The organism is Klebsiella sp. GL120222-02, from assembly GCF_003097195.1.
Classification (GTDB): Bacteria; Pseudomonadota; Gammaproteobacteria; order Enterobacterales; family Enterobacteriaceae; genus Klebsiella; species Klebsiella variicola.
Genome location: NZ_QEQO01000009.1, coordinates 224,938 through 244,428, shown reverse-complemented (window position 1 = coordinate 244,428; position 19,491 = coordinate 224,938). Strand labels below are relative to the sequence as shown.

The following is a 19,491-nucleotide window of genomic DNA, read 5'->3' as shown; positions in this document are numbered from 1 at the left end:
TGAACGTCCCTATGAATCTGAACCTGGTGTGTTATTCCCTGCTGCTGCTCACCGCCGTGGGCAGCGCCCTGCTGCCCTACCCGCTGGCGATGTGGTTTTTACTGAGCAGCCTTCTGACATGGCTTATCTATGGCGCCGACAAGCTGGCGGCGCGCAAAGCCTGGCGACGGGTGCCGGAAACCACGTTGCTGGTGCTGGGCCTGGCGGGAGGCTGGCCGGGGGCCATCCTCGGCCAGCAGTGCTTTCGTCATAAAACGCAAAAGCAGCCCTTCCGGCGGTGGTTTTTCGTCAGCGTGGCGCTGAACGTGGCGGCGCTGGCCGGGCTGTACGTGGTTTATACCCACCTGCTCAGCCGCTAAGGGGCGAGGCTAGCGCGGCGTCTGGCGGATCCACACCAGGCGATCGACGTCAAAGCCCAGCTCGCGCGCGGTATTCAGGTAATCCTGCTTCACCGCCGCCGGAATGGTGGGGGTGCGCGACAAGATCCACAGATAATCGCGGTTGGGGCCGCTGACCAGCGCGTACTGGTAGTCATCGTCCAGGCGGATCACGTTATAGCCGCCGTAGAATGGCCCGAAGAACGACACCTTCAGCGCCGCGGTGGTGGGGGCGCCGGTGAAGTAGGCTTTTCCGTCGCTCTCATTCCAGCGTTTTTTGACCGGGTCATAACCGCGATTGACGACGCTGATCCCCCCGTCGCTGCGGGCGCCGTAGGTGGCGGTCACCTGCTCCAGGCCTCGCTCGAAGCGATTCTCCAGGCGGGCGACTTCATACCATTTTCCAAGGTAACGGCTGGCGTCAAACCCGCTAATCGGCTGAACGCCCTTCGGCGGGGTGGGCGATTTGCAGGCCACCAGGGTCAACGCGATAGCAACGCCAGTGACAACAGGCCATAGCTTCATGAGAACTCCTTTCATTTACGCGGTAGGGGAAAGTGTAGTGCAAAGCCACTACACTTCACGCCAGCCGACGTGATTCGTAGTATATTGAGAATATTCTTTGTTAACAGGTGGCCTCCATGCCTTACTCCATCGGCGAATTTGCCCGACTATGCGGGATAAATGCGACCACGCTTCGCGCCTGGCAGCGCCGCTATGGCCTGCTCAAGCCGCTGCGCACCGATGGTGGTCACCGTCAGTACAGCGATGACGACGTCCAGCAGGCGCTGAAGATCCTCGACTGGGTGAAAAAAGGGGTACCAGTCAGCCAGGTGAAGCCCCTGCTGTCGCGCCCCGGCGCGCGGCGCACCAACAACTGGCTGACGTTGCAGGAGACCATGCTGCAGAGGCTGAAAGAGGGAAAAATCGAGTCCCTGCGCCAGCTGATCTACGACGCCGGGCGCGAATATCCGCGCCAGGAGCTGGTCACCGAGGTGCTGCGTCCGCTGCGCAGCCAGGTCTCCGCCAACGTGCCGGCCATCATGACGCTGCGCGAAATTCTCGACGGCATCATCATCGCCTATACCTCGTTTTGCCTCGAAGGCGACAAGAAGGCGCCCGGGGACAACTTTCTGATCACCGGCTGGCACTTGACCGACGCCTGCGAAATCTGGCTTGAAGCGCTCAAACGTACCGGCCAGGGCCATCGCATCGACGTTCTGCCGGTGCCTCCCGCCGCCCTGGCGCCGGAGATTTTCCCCCAGCGCAACTGGCTGCTGGTTACCAGCGGCAAACTTTCCGCCGCCCGCCAGAGGCAGGTCGAACTCTGGCAGCAGCAGGTCGTCTCCCTCGAGGTGATTCCGCTCTAACCCCCTGTTTTAACTTACCCCACTCTCTGTTCCGCCAGCGCCCGGTGGCGCGGCGGGCGCACGCTTGCCCTTCGCACCACTCACGATCCCCCCTTAAAACACCAATCATAACAACATGATTTTTAACACAAATAAAATATATTTTTCTACAAACTTGGACAAATAATTTTATTTGTGTAAGTTTTAAGTATGCCATTACGCTACCGTATCTAGCCAGGATGTGATCCATGAGCACCTCGCCGTCTGTGATTCGTCGTTTCGTTGAGTACTACGCCGGGCTGGATGCGCAGCCGCCCGCGGCGCTGGCCGCGCTGTACCATCCGGACGCGACGCTGAGCGATCCTTTTGGTCAGCATCAGGGGCTGTTCGCCATCCAGCGCTACTTTACCCATCTGCTGGCCAACGTGGAGCAGTGCCGGTTCACCATCGACACGCCGCTTTGCGACGGCCAACGGTTCGCCGTGACCTGGACCATGCACTGGTCGCATCCGCGCATTGCCGGTGGAGAAACCCTGGCCCTGCCGGGTTGCTCCATGGTGGACATCGCCGGGGAGCAGATCCTTCACCAGCGCGACTACTACGACGCCGGGGAGATGATCTACGAGCATCTTCCTCTACTGGGCTGGGCGGTGCGCGGCGTGAAGCGGAGGGTGCGCTCATGATGACGGTACTCATCACCGGCGCCAGCTCCGGGATCGGCGCCGGTCTGGCGAAATCCTTCGCGGCGGATGGCCATCTGGTTATCGCCTGCGGGCGAGATGCTTCGCGCCTGTCGGCGCTCCAGCAGTTCAGCCCCAACATCAGCGGGCGCCTGTTCGATATGACAGACAGGGACGCCTGTCGCCAGGCGCTGACGGGCTGTTTTGCCGACCTGATCATTCTCTGCGCCGGGACCTGCGAATACCTCGACCACGGGCAGGTGGATGCCGCCCTCGTGGAGCGAGTGATGGCCACCAACTTTCTCGGGCCGGTGAACTGCCTGGCGGCGCTGCAGACGCAGCTGGAGGCAGGCGATCGGGTGGTGCTGGTCAGCTCGATGGCGCACTGGCTACCCTTCCCGCGCGCGGAAGCCTATGGCGCCTCCAAGGCGGCGCTGACCTGGTTTGCCAACAGCCTGCGTCTGGACTGGGAGCCGAAAGGGGTCGCCGTCACGGTGGTCTCTCCGGGCTTCGTCGACACCCCGCTGACGCGCAAAAACGACTTCGCCATGCCCGGCCGGGTGAGCGTGGATCGGGCGGTGACGGCGATCCGCCATGGCCTGGCGAAAGGCCAAAACCACATTGCCTTCCCCACCGGTTTCAGCCTGGCCCTGCGGCTGCTGGCCAGCCTGCCATCGGGTATCCAGCGCCTGCTGTTGCGCAGGATGGTGCGCTCATGAACATCGCCATCATCGGTAGCGGCATCGCCGGGCTGACCTGCGCCTGGCGGCTGGCCGGACACCATCAGGTGACGCTGTTCGAAGCGGGCGCCACGCCGGGCGGCCACACCGCCACCGTGGATGTCGCCACGCCGCAGGGCACCTGGGCCATCGATACCGGATTTATCGTCTACAACGATCGCACCTATCCGCGCTTTATGGGCCTGCTCAGCGAGCTGGGGATCGACGGGCAAAAAACGCAGATGAGCTTCTCGGTTCACAACCCGACCAGCGGCCTGGAGTACAACGGTCACAGCCTGACCTCGCTTTTCGCCCAGCGGCGCAATCTGCTGAAGCCGGCCTTCTGGGGGCTGCTGAGCGAGATCGTCCGCTTTAACCGGCTGGCGAAACTGGCGCTGACCGAGGCGCTGGATCCGGGGGCGACGCTGGAGAGCTTCCTCGCCCGCCACCGCTTCAGCCCCTTCTTCGCCCGCCACTATATTCTGCCGATGGGGGCGGCCATCTGGTCGTCGTCGCTGCAGGAGATGCGTCGCTTCCCGCTGCCGCTGTTTTTACGCTTCTTTGAACACCACGGCCTGCTGGATATTCGCGATCGCCCGCAGTGGTACGTGGTGCCCGGCGGTTCCCGGGAGTACGTTCGCGCCCTGCTCGCCAGGCTCGGCGATCGTCTGAATCTGCGGCTCAACGCGCCGATACAGCAGGTGGACCGTCACCCGACGGGGGTCACCCTGCGGCTGGCGTCCGGGGAGGCGCATTTTGACCAGGTGATCTTCGCCTGCCACTCCGCGCAGGCCCTGGCGATGCTGGCGGCGCCCACCGATTCCGAACGCGAAGTCCTCGGGGATATCGGCTGGCAGCGCAACGAGGTGGTGCTGCACAGCGATCCGCGCTGGCTGCCGGAGCGCCAGCGCGCCTGGGCCAGCTGGAACTATCGCCTGAGCGACGGGGATCGGGCCCGGGCCTGCGTCACCTACAACATGAATATTCTCCAGGGGCTGCCCGCGGACGCGCCGCTGTTCTGCGTCACCCTGAACCCGGACGCGCCGGTGGATGACCGCTACGTCTGGCAGCGCTTCGTCTATGAGCATCCGCTGTTTAACCCGCAAAGCTGGTCGGCCCAGCTGCGGCGCGAAGAGATTAACGGCCAGCAGCGGAGCTGGTACTGCGGGGCCTACTGGTACAACGGCTTTCATGAGGACGGGGTGCGCAGCGCGCTCGACGTGGTGCAGGGCATCGCCGCGGCGGAGGGCAACTGAGATGAACAGCTGCCTCTATCAGGGCGTCCTGCGCCACCGTCGCCTGCAGCCGAAGGCGCACCACTTCGTCTACCGCCTGTTTATGGCCTGGCTCGACCTCGACGAACTGGACAGGCTGCCTGAGGCGGGCATCCGCCGCAACCGCCTGGCCGCCGCTGCCTGGTACGACGCCGATTATCCGCTGGGCGCGCCGCTGAAGGCCCAGGTGCTGAACCGGCTGGAGAGCCTGACCGGCTGCCGCCCGGCGGGACGCGTGATGCTCCTGACCCAGCTGCGCTACTTCGGCTTCCATTTTAATCCGGTCAACTTTTACTACTGCTATGACGAGGCCGACACCCTGCGCTGGGTGCTGGCCGAAGTGCGTAACACGCCGTGGAATGAGCGTCATTACTACGCGGTGGACGGCCAGCAGGCGCGCCCGCTGGAGAAAGCCTTTCACGTTTCGCCGTTTAACCCGATGGACATGGTCTATCACTGGCGCTTCAACGCGCCCGGCAAAACGCTGCACATGCATATTGAAAACCATCAGGCCAGCAAGGTGTTCGACGCCACCCTGGCCCTGAGCCGCGTGCCATTGACCCGCGCCAACCTGCGCGGGCTGCTGCTGCGTCTGCCGCTGATGACCCTGAAAACCGTCCTCGCCATCTACTGGCAGGCGCTGCGGCTGTGGCTGAAGCGCGTGCCGCTGTACAACCATCCTGTCAGCAGGAGTGAACGCTCATGACCGATCCCGTCTTTGCGCTTGAACCCGATGTGCCGCGCAACGTGCGGCTCGCGCGCTGGCTGCTCTTTCGTCTGTTGAGCGGCCTCCGCGAAGGCTCGCTCACCGTGCGCGAAGGGGCGCAGACGTTTCATTTTGGCGACCCCGCCGCCGCGCTGCGCGCCGAGGCGCGGGTCTGCACGCCGGAGGTGTACTGGCGTCTGCTGACCGGCGGCAGCCTGGCGGCGGCCGAGGCCTGGATGGACGGCGACTGGGAGAGCCACCAGCTGACGGCGCTGCTGCAGATCCTCGCGCGCAACGGCGAGGTGCTGGGGCGTCTGGAGCGCGGCTTTCGTCTGCTGGGCAAGCCCGTCGCCCGCCTGCACCACTGGACCCGCCGCAACACCCGCGCCCAGGCGCGGGAGAATATCGCCGCCCATTATGACCTCGGCAACGAATTTTATGCCCACTTTCTGGATGACGACCTGCTCTACTCCAGCGCGTTGTTTACCGATGACCAGCAGGATCTGACCCAGGCCCAGCGGGCTAAGATGGCGCGCCTGTGCGATCAGTTGGCGCTCACTCCCGGCGATCATTTGCTGGAGATTGGCACCGGCTGGGGGGCGCTGGCCGAGTACGCCGCCCGCCATTACGGCTGCCGGGTCACCACCACCACCCTTTCCCGGGAGCAGCACCGCTGGGCTACCGAGCGCATGGCCCGCGCCGGGCTGCAGGATCGCGTCGAAGTGCTGCTCTGCGACTACCGCGATCTGCGCGGCGAGTACGACAAACTGGTGTCGGTGGAGATGATTGAGGCGGTGGGCCAGCGCTACCTCCCGGCCTTCTTCCGCACCTGCCAGGCGCGCCTGCGCCCGGGCGGCAGAATGGCCCTGCAGGCGATCACCATCCAGGATCAGCGTTACCGCGACTACAGCAAAAGCGTCGATTTTATCCAGCGCTACATCTTCCCCGGCGGCTTTTTGCCCAGCATCACCGCAATGAGCGAGCTGATGACCCGCCATACCGATTTTGTGGTGCGCAACCTGTTCGACATGGGCCCGGATTACGCCCGCACCCTGGCGCACTGGCGGCAGCGTTTTACCCACGCCTGGCAGGATATTGAAAAGCTCGGCTTTGATGAGCGCTTCCGCCGGATGTGGCTCTACTACTTCGGCTACTGCGAAGCCGGATTTAACGCCCGCACCATCAGCGTGGTGCAGCTCACCGCGGAGCGGGTATGACACGCCCGGCGCAGCACCTGCTGATGGCCCTCGCGTTCGATGTTTACTGGACGCTGGTGGTGATGTTGCGCGAGCGCGGTCTGCTGATCTGGCTGACGCTGGCCCTCTTCGCCTGGCTGCGGCTGCCGGCGGCCAGCCGTCCGCCCGCCCTGCTGTTGGCCGCGGCGGGCTGCGGCCTGGACGCCTGCTGGGCGCTGGCGGGGCTGATCGATTTTCGCGGCGACAGCCTGCTGCCCCTGTGGATGGTGGCCCTGTGGCTGATGTTCGCCGTCGTCTGGACCCGACTGACCCGCGCCACGACGCTTCCCGGCTGGGTGCTGGCCACGGTGGCGACCGTCGGCGGCCCGGTGGCCTACCTGATCGGCGCTCGCCTCGGCGCCATGAGCCTGCTGGTGCCGATGGCGCTTGCCGTGGCCGCCATGGCCTGCGGCTGGCTGGTGCTCATGCTGTTATTCCATCTGGGGATGGGGAGGCGAAAATGAGATTCGCCCTGTTACTGCTGTGGCTGACCACCCTCGCCCCGGCGGCCCACGCCGCCGACTGGCTGACGTGGCGTCGCGTCGGCGAGGCGACCCTCACCTGGGGGCCGTTCACCGTCTATCACTCGCAGCTGCGCACGCCCAATGGCCGGTATGACGGCCCGCAACAGGATCGGGCGCTGATCATCACCTACCGGCGCGACATCGATCGCGACGCGCTGGTGGACGCCACCCGCGACCAGTGGCAGGCGCAGGGCATTCTGCAGCAGGAGCCGCGCAGCGAAGCCTGGCTGCGCATGCTGCAGGGGATCTGGCCGGACGTCGCGCCGGGCAGCCAGCTGGCGTTCGTGGTCAGCGGCGGCGAGGGGCAGTTCTGGTACCGCGCCAGCGCCGCGCAGACCGCCTTTACCCCGCTCGGCCCGCGCCAGTCGGCGGCGTTCAGCACCCGCTTTCTCGCCATCTGGCTCGATCCGCGCACCACTTATCCCGAACTGCGTCAGCAGTTAATCGGAGGTACACCATGAAACGCATTCTGACCCTTGGCCTGGCGCTGCTGATGCTGATTCTCGCCGGCTGCAGCACCGAGGTCACCGAATACCGGCAGCAGCAGCCCGCCCTCGACATCTTTCACTATTTTCAGGGCCGAACCGAGGCGTGGGGGATGGTGCAGGATCGCAGCGGCAAGCAGCTGCGCCGCTTCCATGTAGCGATCGATGGCGACGTCGTCGGCGACACCCTGACGCTCCATGAGCGCTTTGTCTATGACGACGGCGAGAAGCAGCAGCGGGTATGGCGCATTCGCCGCACCGGCGATAACCGTTATCAGGGCACCGCCGGCGATATCGAAGGGGTGGCCAGCGGCCAGGCGGCAGGCAATGCCTTTCACTGGCGCTACAGCATGAGCGTCGAGGCCAGCGGCAGCCGGTGGCTGCTGCACTTTGACGACTGGATGTTCCTGCAGGACGGCAGCCATTTGTTTAACAAAACCGAGATGAAGAAATTCGGCATTACGGTCGCCACCGTGACCCTTTTCTTTACCCGAACCACAGCAGAAGAGAGGACAGCGCCATGAACACGCAACCTGTCATTGGGATCAGCGGATGTTTAACCGGCTCAGCCGTGCGATTCGACGGCGGGCATAAGCGTATGGGCTTTGTGATGGATGAGCTCGCGCAGTGGGTGGCGTTTAAACCCGTCTGCCCGGAGATGGCGATCGGCCTGCCCGTTCCCCGCCCGGCGCTCCGCCTGGTGCAGACCCCGGTCGGGGAGATCCGCATGCGCTTCAGCCACGCCCCGCACGAGGATGTGACGGAGAAGATGGCTGATTTCGCCAGCGCCCATCTGGCAACCCTGGGCGAACTGTCGGGCTTTATCGTCTGCGCCAAATCGCCGAGCTGCGGGATGGAGCGCGTGCGGCTGTATGACGAAAAAGGCAATCGCGGACGTAAGGAAGGCGTGGGGCTGTTTACCGGCGCCCTGATGGCGCGCTACCCGTGGCTGCCGGTGGAAGAGGATGGCCGGCTGCACGATCCGCTGCTGCGGGAGAATTTTGTCGAGCGCGTTTTCGCCCTGCATGAACTCAACGCCCTGCGCGCCCGCGGCCTGACCCGCCACGGCCTACTGGCCTTTCACAGCCGCTACAAGCTGCAGCTGCTGGCTCACCACCAGGCGGGCTACCGGGAGATCGGCCCGTTCGTCGCCTCGCTGCATGAATGGGAGGATCTGGAGGCTTTCTTCGAGGTCTATCGCGAAAAGCTGATGGCGATCCTCAAGCAGCCCGCCTCGCGGAAAAACCACACCAACGTGCTGATGCATATTCAGGGTTATTTCCGCGACCAGCTGAACAGCCGCCAGCGCGGCGAGCTGCGGGAGGTGATCCTCAACTATCGCGCCGGGCTGCTGCCGATCCTCGCCCCGCTGACGCTGCTTAAGCACTATCTGGCCGAGTATCCGGATCGCTACCTGCAGGCGCAGAACTATTTTGACCCCTACCCGCAGGATCTGGCCCTGCGCCTGACGGTGAACTGAGGGAACCTGGGCCAGCTGCCCGGCGGCGCTGCGCTTGCGCGGGCCTACGGGGGAAGGAGGTTTTCTGTAGGCCGGATAAGGCATTTATGCCGCCATCCGGCACTGCCGCGGGTACGGTGCCTGACCGCCCGGCGGCGCTGCGCTTGCCGGGCCTACGGGGGGAAGGAGGTTTCCTGTAGGCCGGATAAGGCATTGATGCCGCCATCCGGCACTACCGCGGGTACGGCGCCTGACCGCCCGGCGGCGCTGCGCTTGCCGGTCCTGGGGGGAAGGAGGTTTTCTGTAGGCCGGATAAGGCATTTATGCCGCCATCCGGCACTGCCGCGGGTACGGTGCCTGGCCGCCCGGCGGCGCTGCGCTTGCCGGGCCTACGGGGGGATCCCGCAGGCCTCCTCAGTCGTAGCCCGGCTAAGCGTAGCGCCAGCCGGGAACGCGCCTTCGACAACGTTATCGCATCAGAACCACGCCTCAAACATCCCGCCGACGTTCAGCGAATCCAGCTGCTGGTCCTGGGTGCCGTTAACCTTCGCGGTATGCTCGTTGTCCACCTGGCCACCGGTCACGTAGAAGCGCAGCATCGGACGGAACTCCGGCCCCATGCCGATGGCGATGTTCTGCGACAGTGTCAGCTTCCAGCCGTGGTTATCCCCGCCCTGGTCGTAATCCACGCGCTGGTAGCCCGCTTCCAGCCAGGTGGAGTGCACGTCGTTCCAGAAGTACATTGGCCGCACGATGGCGCCGTAGTTTTTACGGTTGTCGGTGTTGTCATTGCCGTTGTCGTAGTCGTGGAAGGCCAGCAGGTATTCGATCTGCGCCTGCTGGGTGAACTTATGGCTGCCCTCGAAGCTGGCGTAGACCGTGGTCAGGTCGTCGGTTTTGTTGTAGACGCTGTTATCCGAGTTGTCGGAGTAGCGCAGGATCACCTTGTTCACCCCGCTGTCGTTGGTGTGGCTCAGCACCAGGCCGCCCTGCCAGGCTTCGAGGCGCGCGTCGCTGTCCACCGCCTTCGAGTCAAAACCGTAGTTGGCGTACACCTCGACGTCGAACGGCCCGGCCTTGATGTTGTGGGTTTTGGTGGTCAGCGCGTAGTGGCCGTTATCGCCGGTGTCGGAGCTGCCGGTACAGGTGATACGCGACGGGTTGGTCTCATCGGCCATCACTTCCGGGCTACAGGATTTCACCTGCGAGACCGTCGCCACGTCGAACTGCACGCCGCCGATATCAAAGTTCTTCACCCCGGCGCCCTGGCCGTCGTGGTTCATCCAGAAGTAGTCGTTGATCCCCTGTTGCGGACGCTGGTGGAAGTCGCGCCCGGCCCAGATATAGGCGTTGGGGTTGGAGTCGAGGACGTTGGTGACGCCAACGTAGGCCTTCTTCAGGTTAACTTCGTCGCTCCAGTGGTCGAACATGACGTTGAGATCCCAGATAGCCCCCTGCGCGCTTTTGAAGGCTTTGCTGATCTGGAATTCGCCGCCGTTGCTTTCGTTGCCGAGACGGCCGATCGCCGAGGCGCCGTTATAGGAGCCGTCGACGCCGACATATTTCTGGTCGCCGGTCTGGAAGTGGGCGCCATAGCGGGCATAGCCGCTGAACTTGAGGCCGAACGGAATGGCCATATCCGGCGAGGCGGCGGTGGTCTGCGGGTTGGTGATCACATCGACCTTTTTGTTGGCCGCGGCGTCGATTTTCGCCTGGCGATCGGCCAGCGCTTTATCAACGGCTTTGGCGACGATGGCGTCGATCTGTTCCTGAGTAAATTCTTGCGCCATTACAGAGGTAAGCGGAAAAAACGCGGCGATAACCGCCATGGTTAATGGAAGCTTTTTTATCATTGTCATGAGTTTCTCAATATAGGTTAATTTTATTCAGACAATAACCAGCCTATTCTGAGCTGACAGAATATATCGCTATCATCAGAACAAGTTATTTTTTATTTTGTACGGTCACAGAGGCATTACACAATTATCGCTATTTTCCCTCCTTCGCTGATATTAAACAGGTGGTCTTTCGCCACTGACAAAAAACACAGCACGAACCAATAAACGCTATTTTTCGGCTGCAGGCAGACGGCGTAATACATGCCCCCGCAGGGGCATGTCAGCAAAATTTAACCAAAGATATAGGTATTGACGAGATTTTCGAGTAATTCCTGACGCCCGCTCTGATGCTGCGGATTCAGATTATGCTGCTCAGCGTATCGGGCAATATTATCCAGCGACATCTGCCCGGTCATAATTTTCTGCCCCAGCTCGCCCTTCCAGCCGGCATAGCGTTTTGCCAGACCCTGATCGAGCTTGCCATCCTCAATCATGCGCGCGGCCAGCTTGAGGGACAGCGCCATTACGTCCATGGCGCCAATATGGCCATAGAACATGTCGTATTTGTCGATGCTCTGCCGACGAACTTTGGCGTCAAAGTTCAGGCCGCCGGTGGTGAATCCCCCGGCTTTGAGGATCTCGTACATCACCAGGGTATTTTCTTCCACGCTGTTCGGGAACTGGTCCGTATCCCAGCCGAGCTGCGCATCGCCGCGGTTGGCATCAACGGAGCCAAAGATCCCCAGCGCGATGGCGCTGGCGATTTCATGGTGGAAAGAGTGCCCCGCCAGGGTGGCGTGGTTGGCTTCAATGTTCACCTTGATCTCATTTTCAAGACCAAACTGCTTCAGGAAGCCATACACCGTCGCGACATCGTAATCGTACTGATGCTTGGTGGGCTCCTGCGGTTTCGGCTCGATAAGCAGCGTGCCGCCAAAGCCAATCTTATGCTTATGCTCCACCACCATCTGCAGGAAGCGGCCAATCTGCTCGCGCTCCTGGCGCAGGTCGGTATTAAGCAGCGACTCGTAACCTTCGCGGCCGCCCCACAGCACATAGTTTTCGCCGCCGAGCTGGTGAGTGGCGTTCATGGCGGTCACCACCTGCGTGGCCGCCCAGGCAAACACCTCCGGATCGGGGTTGGTCGCCGCCCCGGCGCCGTAACGCGGGTGGGTAAAGCAGTTGGCGGTGCCCCACAGTAGTTTCACGCCGGTTTGCTGCTGTTTCTCCGCCAGCACCTCGGTCATGAGGGCGAAATTGTGCAGATATTCTTTCAGCGACGCGCCTTCTGGCGAGACGTCGACATCGTGGAAGCAGTAATACGGCACGTTGAGCTTGTAGAAAAATTCAAACGCCACGTCCGCTTTGCGTTTGGCCATTTCCAGCGCATCGCCCGCGGCCTGCCAGGGACGCTCAAACGAGCCGGCGCCAAACATATCCGCGCCATTCCAGCAGAAGTTATGCCAATAACAGGCGGCAAAACGCAGATGGTCTGCCATGCGTTTTCCCAGCACGATTTCATCCGGATTATAGTGGCGAAACGCCAGCAGATTATCGGTTTTGGGTCCGGCAAAGCGAACGCGATCAACCTGGTCGAAATAGGTTTGCATGATGAACTCCGAAATTGAGAAACAGGAAAATTAACAACTGTGACACATCGTGTATTCTCATCGTCGGTTGCTCAATTACGTTATTTCACTCAGCGATTGAGAAAATGCTCAAATGTGAGCCATCTCGCAAATAAAACTATTTTAAATATCTCGCTTCGCGCGCGTATAGCGTACACTTCCTGGGGAATTCAGGTATCCATACCAAATTAAAATGCCGGTTTTGTCACAATGCCTGCCTGCCAGAAAATTAGCGGCGGATAACGGTTCAACGCAGGCGATACAGGCCTTTGCTTCGAGGATCACAGAAGTAAAAAAACATAATTACGTAATTTAAAAACGTAATAGATTCTTCCAGGTCAACTGTGTCAGAAAGTGTTTCACCTACACAAAACAAACCGGAGTCTGCTTAGAATGAGTAAAAACATAATGCACAGTCGGCATGATGAATATCATAAATTAACCCGTGGAGAACGAATTGGTTATGGCATGGGCGACTTTGCGCAAAACCTGGTTTTCGGCACAATTGGGGGTTTTCTGGCTTTGCATATGCTGACGGTAAATACCATCAGCACAGCAACGGCAGGCTTTATTTTTCTTTTTGTCCGTATCATTAATGTGTTTTGGGATCCGATGGTCGGAACCTACGTGGATAAACGAACCTCGAAAGCAGGGAAATATCGTCCGTGGCTGTTACGAGCCGGCGTTCCGCTGGTGATCCTGTCGGCATTACTGTTCGCGCCGATCCCTGGAGTGAAAGGTTCGGTGGCTTTCGCCTTTATTATTTATCTGGCGCTGGACTTAGTTTATTCCTTAGTCAATATTCCCTATGGCTCGCTGAATGCGTCGCTGACCCGCGACCCGGAATCGATCGATAAACTGACCAGTACCCGCATGATGCTGGCCAACAGCGCCAACCTGCTGGTCTATACCCTGTTCCCGATGTTCGTGCAGATGGCGGCGCCGAAAGATCGCAGCCTGAAAGACACCGGCTTTTTTGGCCTTGAGCTGAATCTGGGCAACTATACCGATCCGTCGGCGAACTACGCCTGGTTTGGCGTATACGCCATCTATATGATCATCGGCGCGGTGGCTCTGTTTATCTGTTATAAATTCACCAAAGAACGCGTTGTCGCGACCGCCGAGCAGACCGCCAACGTCAAAACCACCGACCTTTTCCACGAACTCAGACATAACCGCCCGCTGGTTATTCTCGGCATGTTCTTTATGCTGGCCTTTACCTTCATGTTCTTCATGAACACCGTTAACGGCTTCTTCAACCAGTTCGTCGTCGGCCATTCCGAATGGATGGGCGCCGTGGGTCTCGTTGCGTCTATTCCAGGCATCGCCTTCCCGGTGTTCTGGCCGAAACTGAAAAAAATCTTTGGTAAAAAAGGCTTCTTCCATCTGTTCCTCGCCATGTTCATCGTCGGCGAACTGCTGACCTACGTCTGGTCCCGCGAAGGGATGCACGACGCCCTGTGGCTGGCCTATATCGCCACCTTTATTAAACAGTGGGGCTTAACCTCCGCCACCGGCTTTATGTGGGCGCTGGTACCGGAAGTCATCGCGTATGGCGAATTAAAATCTGGCAAACGCAATGCCGCCATTATCAATGCCATTATGGGACTCTTCTTCAAGATCGGCTTCACCATCGGCGGCGCGATCCCGCTGTGGCTGCTGGCGGTGTATGGATTTAATGAAAGCGGCGCCGTGCAGAGCGCCAGCGCCATCGACGGGATCATTATGACCGCGGTGTGGATCCCGATCGCGCTGGCCGCTATTTCGATGGTGATTATCCAGGTTTATCCGATCTCCGATAAACATGTTACCGACATTAACCGTCAGCTGGATGAGATCCGCGTGTAGTTAAAAAAATTATAAATCAGACCGATTCGTCACTTTCCATTTTAAAAGGTGTAATGAAATGTCACTTATTCAAAACCCGATATTACGCGGCTTTAATGCCGACCCCAGTATTATTCGCGTCGAGGATACGTACTATATTGCCAACTCGACGTTTGAGTGGTTCCCGGGCGTGCGTTTACATGAGTCGAAAGACCTGAAAAACTGGAACCTGCTGCCTTCGCCGCTCTCCACCACCACCCTGCTGGACATGAAGGGCAACCCCTCCTCCGGCGGCATTTGGGCGCCGGCGCTCTCCTGGGCCGATGGGCAATTCTGGTTGGTGTATACCGATGTGAAGGTCACCGAAGGCGCCTTTAAAGACATGACCAACTACCTGACTACCGCGAAGGATATTCGGGGCCCGTGGAGCGACCCGATCAAGCTGAACGGCGTCGGGTTTGACGCCTCGCTGTTCCATGACGACGATGGCCGGAAATATATCGTCCAGCAAACCTGGGATCACCGGGAGTATCATCACCCCTTCGATGGCATTACCTTAACGGAGCTGGATACCAAAACGCTGAAGTTAATGCCGGAAACCGCGCGCACCATCTACCGCGGCACCGCCGTGGCGCTGGTCGAGGGGCCGCACCTCTATAAACTGAACGGCTACTACTATCTGTTTGCCGCCCAGGGCGGCACCGTGTTTACCCACCAGGAGGTGGTGGCGCGGTCGAAAACCCTCGAGGCCGACAGCTTCGAAACCGAGCCGGGCGACGTGTTCTTAACCAACGTCGATACCCCGGACAGCTACATCCAGAAACAGGGCCATGGCGCGCTGGTCTCCACTCCGGAAGGCGAATGGTATTACGCTTCGCTCTGCGCCCGGCCGTGGAATCGCCCGGGGGAATCCATCTACGACCCGCGCGGCTGGTCAACCCTCGGCCGGGAAACCTCGATCCAGAAAGTGTACTGGGACGATGAGGGCTGGCCGCGTATTGAAGGCGGTCACGGCGGGAAAACCTTCGTCGAAGGGCCGAAAGACGCCATCTTCACCGAAAGCGCCAGCGATAACAGCCAGCAGGATGACTTTACCTCGCCAGCGCTCGACCCGAACTGGAATACCCTCCGGGTGCCGTTTACGGCCAAAATGGGCACCACCGGCGATGGCAAATTAACCTTAATCGGCCAGGGTTCGTTAGCCAATACGCATGACCTGTCGCTGATTGCCCGCCGCTGGCAGGCTTTCTATTTTGACGCCGCAGTGAAAGTGAAATTCGAGCCCTTCAGCTACCAGCAGATGGCCGGGTTAACGAATTACTATAACGACCGCCACTGGAGCTTTGTCTTCCTGACCTGGAATGAAATTAACGGCAAGGTCATCGAAGTTGGCGAAAATAACCGCGGAAAATACACGTCGTACCTGAAAGATAATGCCATCAAGGTGCCGGACGGCGTGGAATACGTCTGGTTCCGGACCAAAGTCCGCAAGCAGACCTACAGCTATGAATACAGCTTCGATGGCGTGACCTTCACCGAGATCCCGGTCCAGTTGGATGCCGCGGTACTGTCCGATGACTATGTGTTGCAGAGCTACGGCGGGTTCTTTACCGGGGCGTTCGTCGGCCTGGCGGCGGTAGACTACGCCGGGTACGGCACCCAGGCTGAGTTTTATCAGTTCGAGTATCAGGAGCTGGGCGATAGGTTAGCGGCCGATGGGAGCTATAGCTGGGAGGCTGGCGAGACGCGGGATAAGTAAGAGAGTGTGAGCCCCCGCTACCGGTAAGGTAGCGTGGGTTTTGTGGGGTGTTTGATGAACGTAAATCGAGCGCTGTCGGATGTCAGTCTGCGGGGCGCAGCCGGGCCTTCAGCTCTTCGGGAGTAAACGGCGGATCTCGCCGGTGCAGCATTGCATGGCAATTGGGACATACCGGGATCAGATCGGTTTCAGGGTTCAGACGGTAGTCCTGCTTGATCCCGGCCAGCGGAATGAGATGGTGGATATGGATAAAACCCTGGCCGATTTCGCCATAGCGGCTGGCCATATCCAGACCGCATACCTGACACCGGCAGCCATGCAGGCGAAGCGCCGCCTGACGAGCCTGACGGTCGCGCTCATAGCGATTGACCACCACCTGCATCGCCGCCCCTTCCACGAACTCCATAGTCGTCTGTCCCTCATCGGGGAAAAGCGCAACCTCGTCATCGCCAGCGCCCTGCGACGCGATCGTAAATCCTTGATCCAGTAACAGACGCACGCATTTGGATTTAATCCCTCCGCTGAAATCCGCCGGGGTAAATTCCGTGCCTGTCGCAAGCGTGGCCGCTAACCCGACGATGGCTTTTGAAGGATACCGACGCCCCTCAAACTCGATCTCATACAGACGCGCGCTTTTAAACTGATGCGCAACGCCTGCATCGTAAGCGCGAATGGCGGCGATGATGCATTCCCTGGATAAATGGTCCGGTAGTTTTTTCATAAGACATAGCTATCTGATGGCGCGAAGCTTGAGTATAAATAGAAAGCTATGGGCTTTTCGAACAAATAACTAGCAGTGATAGTTAAATCGCGATCCACGTAGAACCGCCGCATCTGGTGGGTTGATCGGCAAGGATTTTGCGAGCATCATCGCATTTATTTAGCTGCCAATATCACGCTATGCCCTCCAGCACGACCCTGCAACACGCGATCGAGAACATCACCATCTGGCGCAAAGGCGAACAGCGTGCGCCACATAAGCCACTGCTGCTGCTGTACGTCCTCTCGCAGTACCAGCGCGGCCATGCGCGGATGTTCGACTACGCCTCGGAGATACGCGATGAGCTGCATAGCCTGCTGGAACGCTTTGGCCCGCAGCGCCGCCAGTACCGGCCGGACATGCCCTTCTGGCGCCTGAAAGGCGACGGCTTCTGGGAGCTGCACAACAGCGAACAGTGCTCAACCCAGGGCAGCCGACAGCCGCCCGGCAAAGAGCTGGAGCTCTGCCACGTCGCCGGCGGCTTTGATGAGCCGCATTTTGCGCTACTCAACAGAAATAAGAAGCTGATCAATACCCTCGCCCATCAGATCCTCGAGGCGCACTTTCCGGAGAGTATTCAGGAAGAACTGGCAGAAGAGATGGGGTTTGATCTGCAGCAGATCCGTAAAGAGCGCGACCCGCATTTTCGCCAGCAGGTGCTGCGCGCCTATAACTATGAGTGCGCGATCTGCGGCTTCAATATGCGCCATGATAATACCTCCGTCGCTCTGGAAGCGGCCCATATCAAATGGAAGCAGCACGGCGGCCCCTGCGAAATCCCTAACGGCCTGGCGCTCTGCGCGATTCACCATAAGGCCTTTGATAAAGGATCCATTGGTCTGGATGAGGATATGCGCATCCAGGTTTCGCCAGCGGTGAACGGCGGGGGCATTGTTGGCAGGCTGTTCTGGGATTTTGATGGTAAGCCGATTACCTTGCCGCAGGGGAAAGAATGCTATCCGCAGGAAGGGTTTGTGGCGTGGCACCGGCGGGAGGTGTTCAGGGGATGAGGGGGGATGGTGATAAGCGGGTTTCGATGCTACCTTCTCGCTCCTGAACATCAACAGATCTTTTCGTGTCTGCGCCACCATCGTCTTTAAGACACATATACGGAGGAATTGGCATCTCATTTGCTCCTTATCGTTGAAATTAACTGCAATGTAATAATGTAGAGTACAGCTGAAAGGAATATTACTATTATCAGCGATATATAAAAGAAAGTGTCATACATCGTATCGGCGTTCACACTCCCGAACAAGAAGTGGCAAATATCCCTTGCGATATCATAATCGAGATAGATTTCCGGCCTTGGAAGTGCACGTCCCAGAACCAAAAACAGCAATATAAAATAAATAATCTTACTGATTTTACGAGCAAACGTTATTAGAGCCACTGGCAACAACCTCCACCCAACCGCGAGCCATCAGGGAACGCATGCAGGGAACCTGTACTAACGATGTATTCATAAGCGCATTTCGGATCATGGCAAAATCAGAATTATGGGTGATAGTAATACAACCCTCGGAAACCGTACCCGGATGCAAACGGAAGTTACCACGTTTCACACCCTCTACCCACGTCTCATCGTCAATTCCGCGGTCGTCACTCCATAATGCAAACCAATCGCTTTTCCCCCGCCGTAGTTCGCGGCAGGACGTAATGAAACGATTGGTGTTAGCCCTGCTTTTATTTATTTTCAAACACTTGGCTATAGCCCCCGCTCTCACGCCGGAAGCGGATATCACTCTGGTGAATCCGTCAATGTTTGCTCGTGAAGGATATCGACGGCACAACATGATGCTGTCGATGTGTTCACATAAACCGCCTGTTCATGAGTCATAACCTGTTTCTGCCATGAACAAGTCAGAGAAAATATATATAAACTGATAATTTTAACATCCAAGTTTATGCGTATCCAATCACTAATCTAATATTTATACGCGCTTTATAATTTATTGAATTAATACTTCTCACATCAAGATAATTCATTATAATAATTTACCAAAAACTGATATACAATGATGTTTTACACCTTATTGAAACCAATGATTCAAAACCATTTTACAATACAATCTGTAACAATTAGATTATAGTAACATTTATCAATTTATTTATTCTCTTATAAATTATCATCGATTGTCTCTTGAAAAAGTGATGTAAATTTTCAGTCGTTTATTCAAACATAGGATAGCTATATGGCAGACATAGAAGGGATAGCTCGGAAGATATATGACATCATTATTTCTCCTGATACAGTTACAGGACTTATCAATGGCGGATTATCTGTTCCTTTAGATTATGGTTATCTGATTTACGGTATCTTTGATACGGATACAAGATATGAACGTGAAACAGAAAGAATCCGTATGATGACCGCGATAAGACATGACATCCTTAACTATGAAAATATCGTTAATGCAGTTAAATTAATCCTTCAGTTATTTAATAAATATCTATCCGAATCAGAACAAGATAGAATATACAGAAGTGTAGTTACCTCTATCGTGGGTAGAATCTCTACGAATATTATCGCATCGAACATCGCTAAAGCCGTTATAGAAAAAACGTCATTTACTTATGTAGTATTTAAGGGGAAAGGGAATCCAATAGCCTTTTTAAGTACTATCCTCTTGTTTGGTGGAATGGCAGAGCGTTCCATCAGGACCTCTGATAAACTCAGGAATGAAGCGCCCGAGGTATACTCGTTATTAATACCCCGCGATTATGATCTGCTTTATTTCTTATTTGCCGATGCGGTACAACCTTTTGTGGATGCCATCCATGCAGGATACACTGAGGACAACTCCGTGTTCGATAAGATTATGAAAAGAGTGGAAGATCATTTAAATACGAATGCTAAGGCTGGGTGAT

Annotated in this window: 21 protein-coding genes and 1 pseudogene; 15 read left to right on the top strand and 7 right to left on the bottom strand. The window is 58.1% G+C overall.

The window, feature by feature from the left end:
• Window positions 1–11 precede the first annotated feature (11 nt).
• Window positions 12–359 (top strand): DUF1294 domain-containing protein, encoded by a 348-nt coding sequence (locus N438_RS23685; RefSeq protein ID WP_008807073.1) that lies wholly within the window; start codon window positions 12–14, stop codon window positions 357–359.
• A gap of 9 nt (window positions 360–368) precedes the next feature.
• On the opposite strand, the gene N438_RS23680 is transcribed toward N438_RS23685, so the two are convergent.
• Window positions 369–902, bottom strand: a complete 534-nt coding sequence (locus tag N438_RS23680) for a lipocalin family protein (RefSeq protein WP_002887259.1) — start codon at window positions 900–902, stop codon at window positions 369–371.
• A 116-nt stretch (window positions 903–1,018) separates the two neighbouring features.
• Between N438_RS23680 and N438_RS23675 the strand changes: the two genes are divergently transcribed.
• The 10 genes from N438_RS23675 to N438_RS23625 all read left to right on the top strand — a co-directional run bounded on the left by N438_RS23675 (window position 1,019) and on the right by N438_RS23625 (window position 8,829).
• Window positions 1,019–1,747, top strand: coding sequence for a MerR family transcriptional regulator (locus N438_RS23675; RefSeq protein ID WP_008807075.1), 729 nt, complete (start codon window positions 1,019–1,021; stop codon window positions 1,745–1,747).
• 227 nt (window positions 1,748–1,974) lie between these two features.
• Window positions 1,975–2,409, top strand: coding sequence for a nuclear transport factor 2 family protein (locus N438_RS23665; RefSeq protein ID WP_023323565.1), 435 nt, complete (start codon window positions 1,975–1,977; stop codon window positions 2,407–2,409).
• Window positions 2,406–3,125: an SDR family NAD(P)-dependent oxidoreductase gene (locus N438_RS23660; protein WP_032736750.1), complete on the top strand. Its 720-nt coding sequence runs from the start codon at window positions 2,406–2,408 to the stop codon at window positions 3,123–3,125. The genes N438_RS23665 and N438_RS23660 overlap by 4 nt, the downstream gene beginning before the upstream one ends.
• Window positions 3,122–4,381, top strand: a complete 1,260-nt coding sequence (locus N438_RS23655) for an FAD-dependent oxidoreductase (protein WP_032740360.1) — start codon at window positions 3,122–3,124, stop codon at window positions 4,379–4,381. Before N438_RS23660 ends, N438_RS23655 begins: the two co-directional genes overlap by 4 nt.
• Window position 4,382: 1 nt before the next feature.
• Window positions 4,383–5,105, top strand: a complete 723-nt coding sequence (locus N438_RS23650) for a DUF1365 domain-containing protein (RefSeq protein ID WP_016160202.1) — start codon at window positions 4,383–4,385, stop codon at window positions 5,103–5,105.
• A complete protein-coding gene (locus N438_RS23645; protein ID WP_016160201.1) occupies window positions 5,102–6,322 on the top strand; it encodes a cyclopropane-fatty-acyl-phospholipid synthase family protein in 1,221 nt (406 codons plus the stop codon). The genes N438_RS23650 and N438_RS23645 overlap by 4 nt, the downstream gene beginning before the upstream one ends.
• Window positions 6,319–6,804: a DUF2878 domain-containing protein gene (locus tag N438_RS23640; RefSeq protein ID WP_032734100.1), complete on the top strand. Its 486-nt coding sequence runs from the start codon at window positions 6,319–6,321 to the stop codon at window positions 6,802–6,804. Before N438_RS23645 ends, N438_RS23640 begins: the two co-directional genes overlap by 4 nt.
• A complete protein-coding gene (locus tag N438_RS23635; protein WP_012543011.1) occupies window positions 6,801–7,325 on the top strand; it encodes a hypothetical protein in 525 nt (174 codons plus the stop codon). Before N438_RS23640 ends, N438_RS23635 begins: the two co-directional genes overlap by 4 nt.
• Complete coding sequence (locus tag N438_RS23630) at window positions 7,322–7,873, top strand: DUF3833 domain-containing protein (protein ID WP_116696552.1); 552 nt, start codon at window positions 7,322–7,324, stop codon at window positions 7,871–7,873. Before N438_RS23635 ends, N438_RS23630 begins: the two co-directional genes overlap by 4 nt.
• Complete coding sequence (locus tag N438_RS23625) at window positions 7,870–8,829, top strand: DUF523 and DUF1722 domain-containing protein (RefSeq protein ID WP_004178436.1); 960 nt, start codon at window positions 7,870–7,872, stop codon at window positions 8,827–8,829. The genes N438_RS23630 and N438_RS23625 overlap by 4 nt, the downstream gene beginning before the upstream one ends.
• Before the next feature lie 455 nt (window positions 8,830–9,284).
• On the opposite strand, the gene N438_RS23615 is transcribed toward N438_RS23625, so the two are convergent.
• Both N438_RS23615 and xylA read right to left on the bottom strand, forming a co-directional pair.
• Window positions 9,285–10,667, bottom strand: a complete 1,383-nt coding sequence (locus tag N438_RS23615; protein ID WP_116696551.1) for a carbohydrate porin — start codon at window positions 10,665–10,667, stop codon at window positions 9,285–9,287.
• A 269-nt stretch (window positions 10,668–10,936) separates the two neighbouring features.
• The gene (gene xylA, locus N438_RS23610) at window positions 10,937–12,256 is read right to left on the bottom strand and encodes a xylose isomerase (protein ID WP_116696550.1); all 1,320 of its coding nucleotides are present in this window, start codon (window positions 12,254–12,256) and stop codon (window positions 10,937–10,939) included.
• A 426-nt stretch (window positions 12,257–12,682) separates the two neighbouring features.
• Here xylA and N438_RS23605 point away from each other — a divergent pair, with 426 nt between their 5' ends.
• Both N438_RS23605 and N438_RS23600 read left to right on the top strand, forming a co-directional pair.
• A complete protein-coding gene (locus N438_RS23605; RefSeq protein ID WP_074193553.1) occupies window positions 12,683–14,122 on the top strand; it encodes an MFS transporter in 1,440 nt (479 codons plus the stop codon).
• A gap of 58 nt (window positions 14,123–14,180) precedes the next feature.
• A complete protein-coding gene (locus N438_RS23600; protein WP_004192247.1) occupies window positions 14,181–15,860 on the top strand; it encodes a glycoside hydrolase family 43 protein in 1,680 nt (559 codons plus the stop codon).
• Window positions 15,861–15,942: 82 nt separating this feature from the next.
• Here N438_RS23600 and N438_RS23595 read toward each other — a convergent pair whose 3' ends face one another.
• Entirely contained in the window at window positions 15,943–16,581 is a 639-nt protein-coding gene (locus N438_RS23595; RefSeq protein ID WP_002887060.1) for an HNH endonuclease, read from the bottom strand.
• Window positions 16,582–16,760: 179 nt separating this feature from the next.
• Between N438_RS23595 and N438_RS23590 the strand changes: the two genes are divergently transcribed.
• Window positions 16,761–17,630, top strand: a complete 870-nt coding sequence (locus N438_RS23590; protein WP_046881892.1) for a phosphorothioated DNA-binding restriction endonuclease — start codon at window positions 16,761–16,763, stop codon at window positions 17,628–17,630.
• Window positions 17,631–17,652: 22 nt separating this feature from the next.
• Here N438_RS23590 and N438_RS28635 read toward each other — a convergent pair.
• From N438_RS28635 to N438_RS23580, 3 genes and pseudogenes are all read right to left on the bottom strand, one after another.
• Window positions 17,653–17,745: pseudogene (locus N438_RS28635) on the bottom strand (type VI secretion system tube protein Hcp); the annotation flags it as partial.
• Between the two features lies 1 nt (window position 17,746).
• A complete protein-coding gene (locus N438_RS28930) occupies window positions 17,747–18,013 on the bottom strand; it encodes a hypothetical protein (RefSeq protein WP_016946727.1) in 267 nt (88 codons plus the stop codon).
• Window positions 17,988–18,365 (bottom strand): DUF2778 domain-containing protein, encoded by a 378-nt coding sequence (locus tag N438_RS23580; RefSeq protein WP_116696549.1) that lies wholly within the window; start codon window positions 18,363–18,365, stop codon window positions 17,988–17,990. Before N438_RS23580 ends, N438_RS28930 begins: the two co-directional genes overlap by 26 nt.
• Window positions 18,366–18,815: 450 nt before the next feature.
• On the opposite strand from N438_RS23580, the gene N438_RS23570 reads away from it, so the two are divergent.
• The gene (locus N438_RS23570; protein ID WP_116696548.1) at window positions 18,816–19,490 is read left to right on the top strand and encodes a hypothetical protein; all 675 of its coding nucleotides are present in this window, start codon (window positions 18,816–18,818) and stop codon (window positions 19,488–19,490) included.
• Window position 19,491 lies beyond the last annotated feature (1 nt).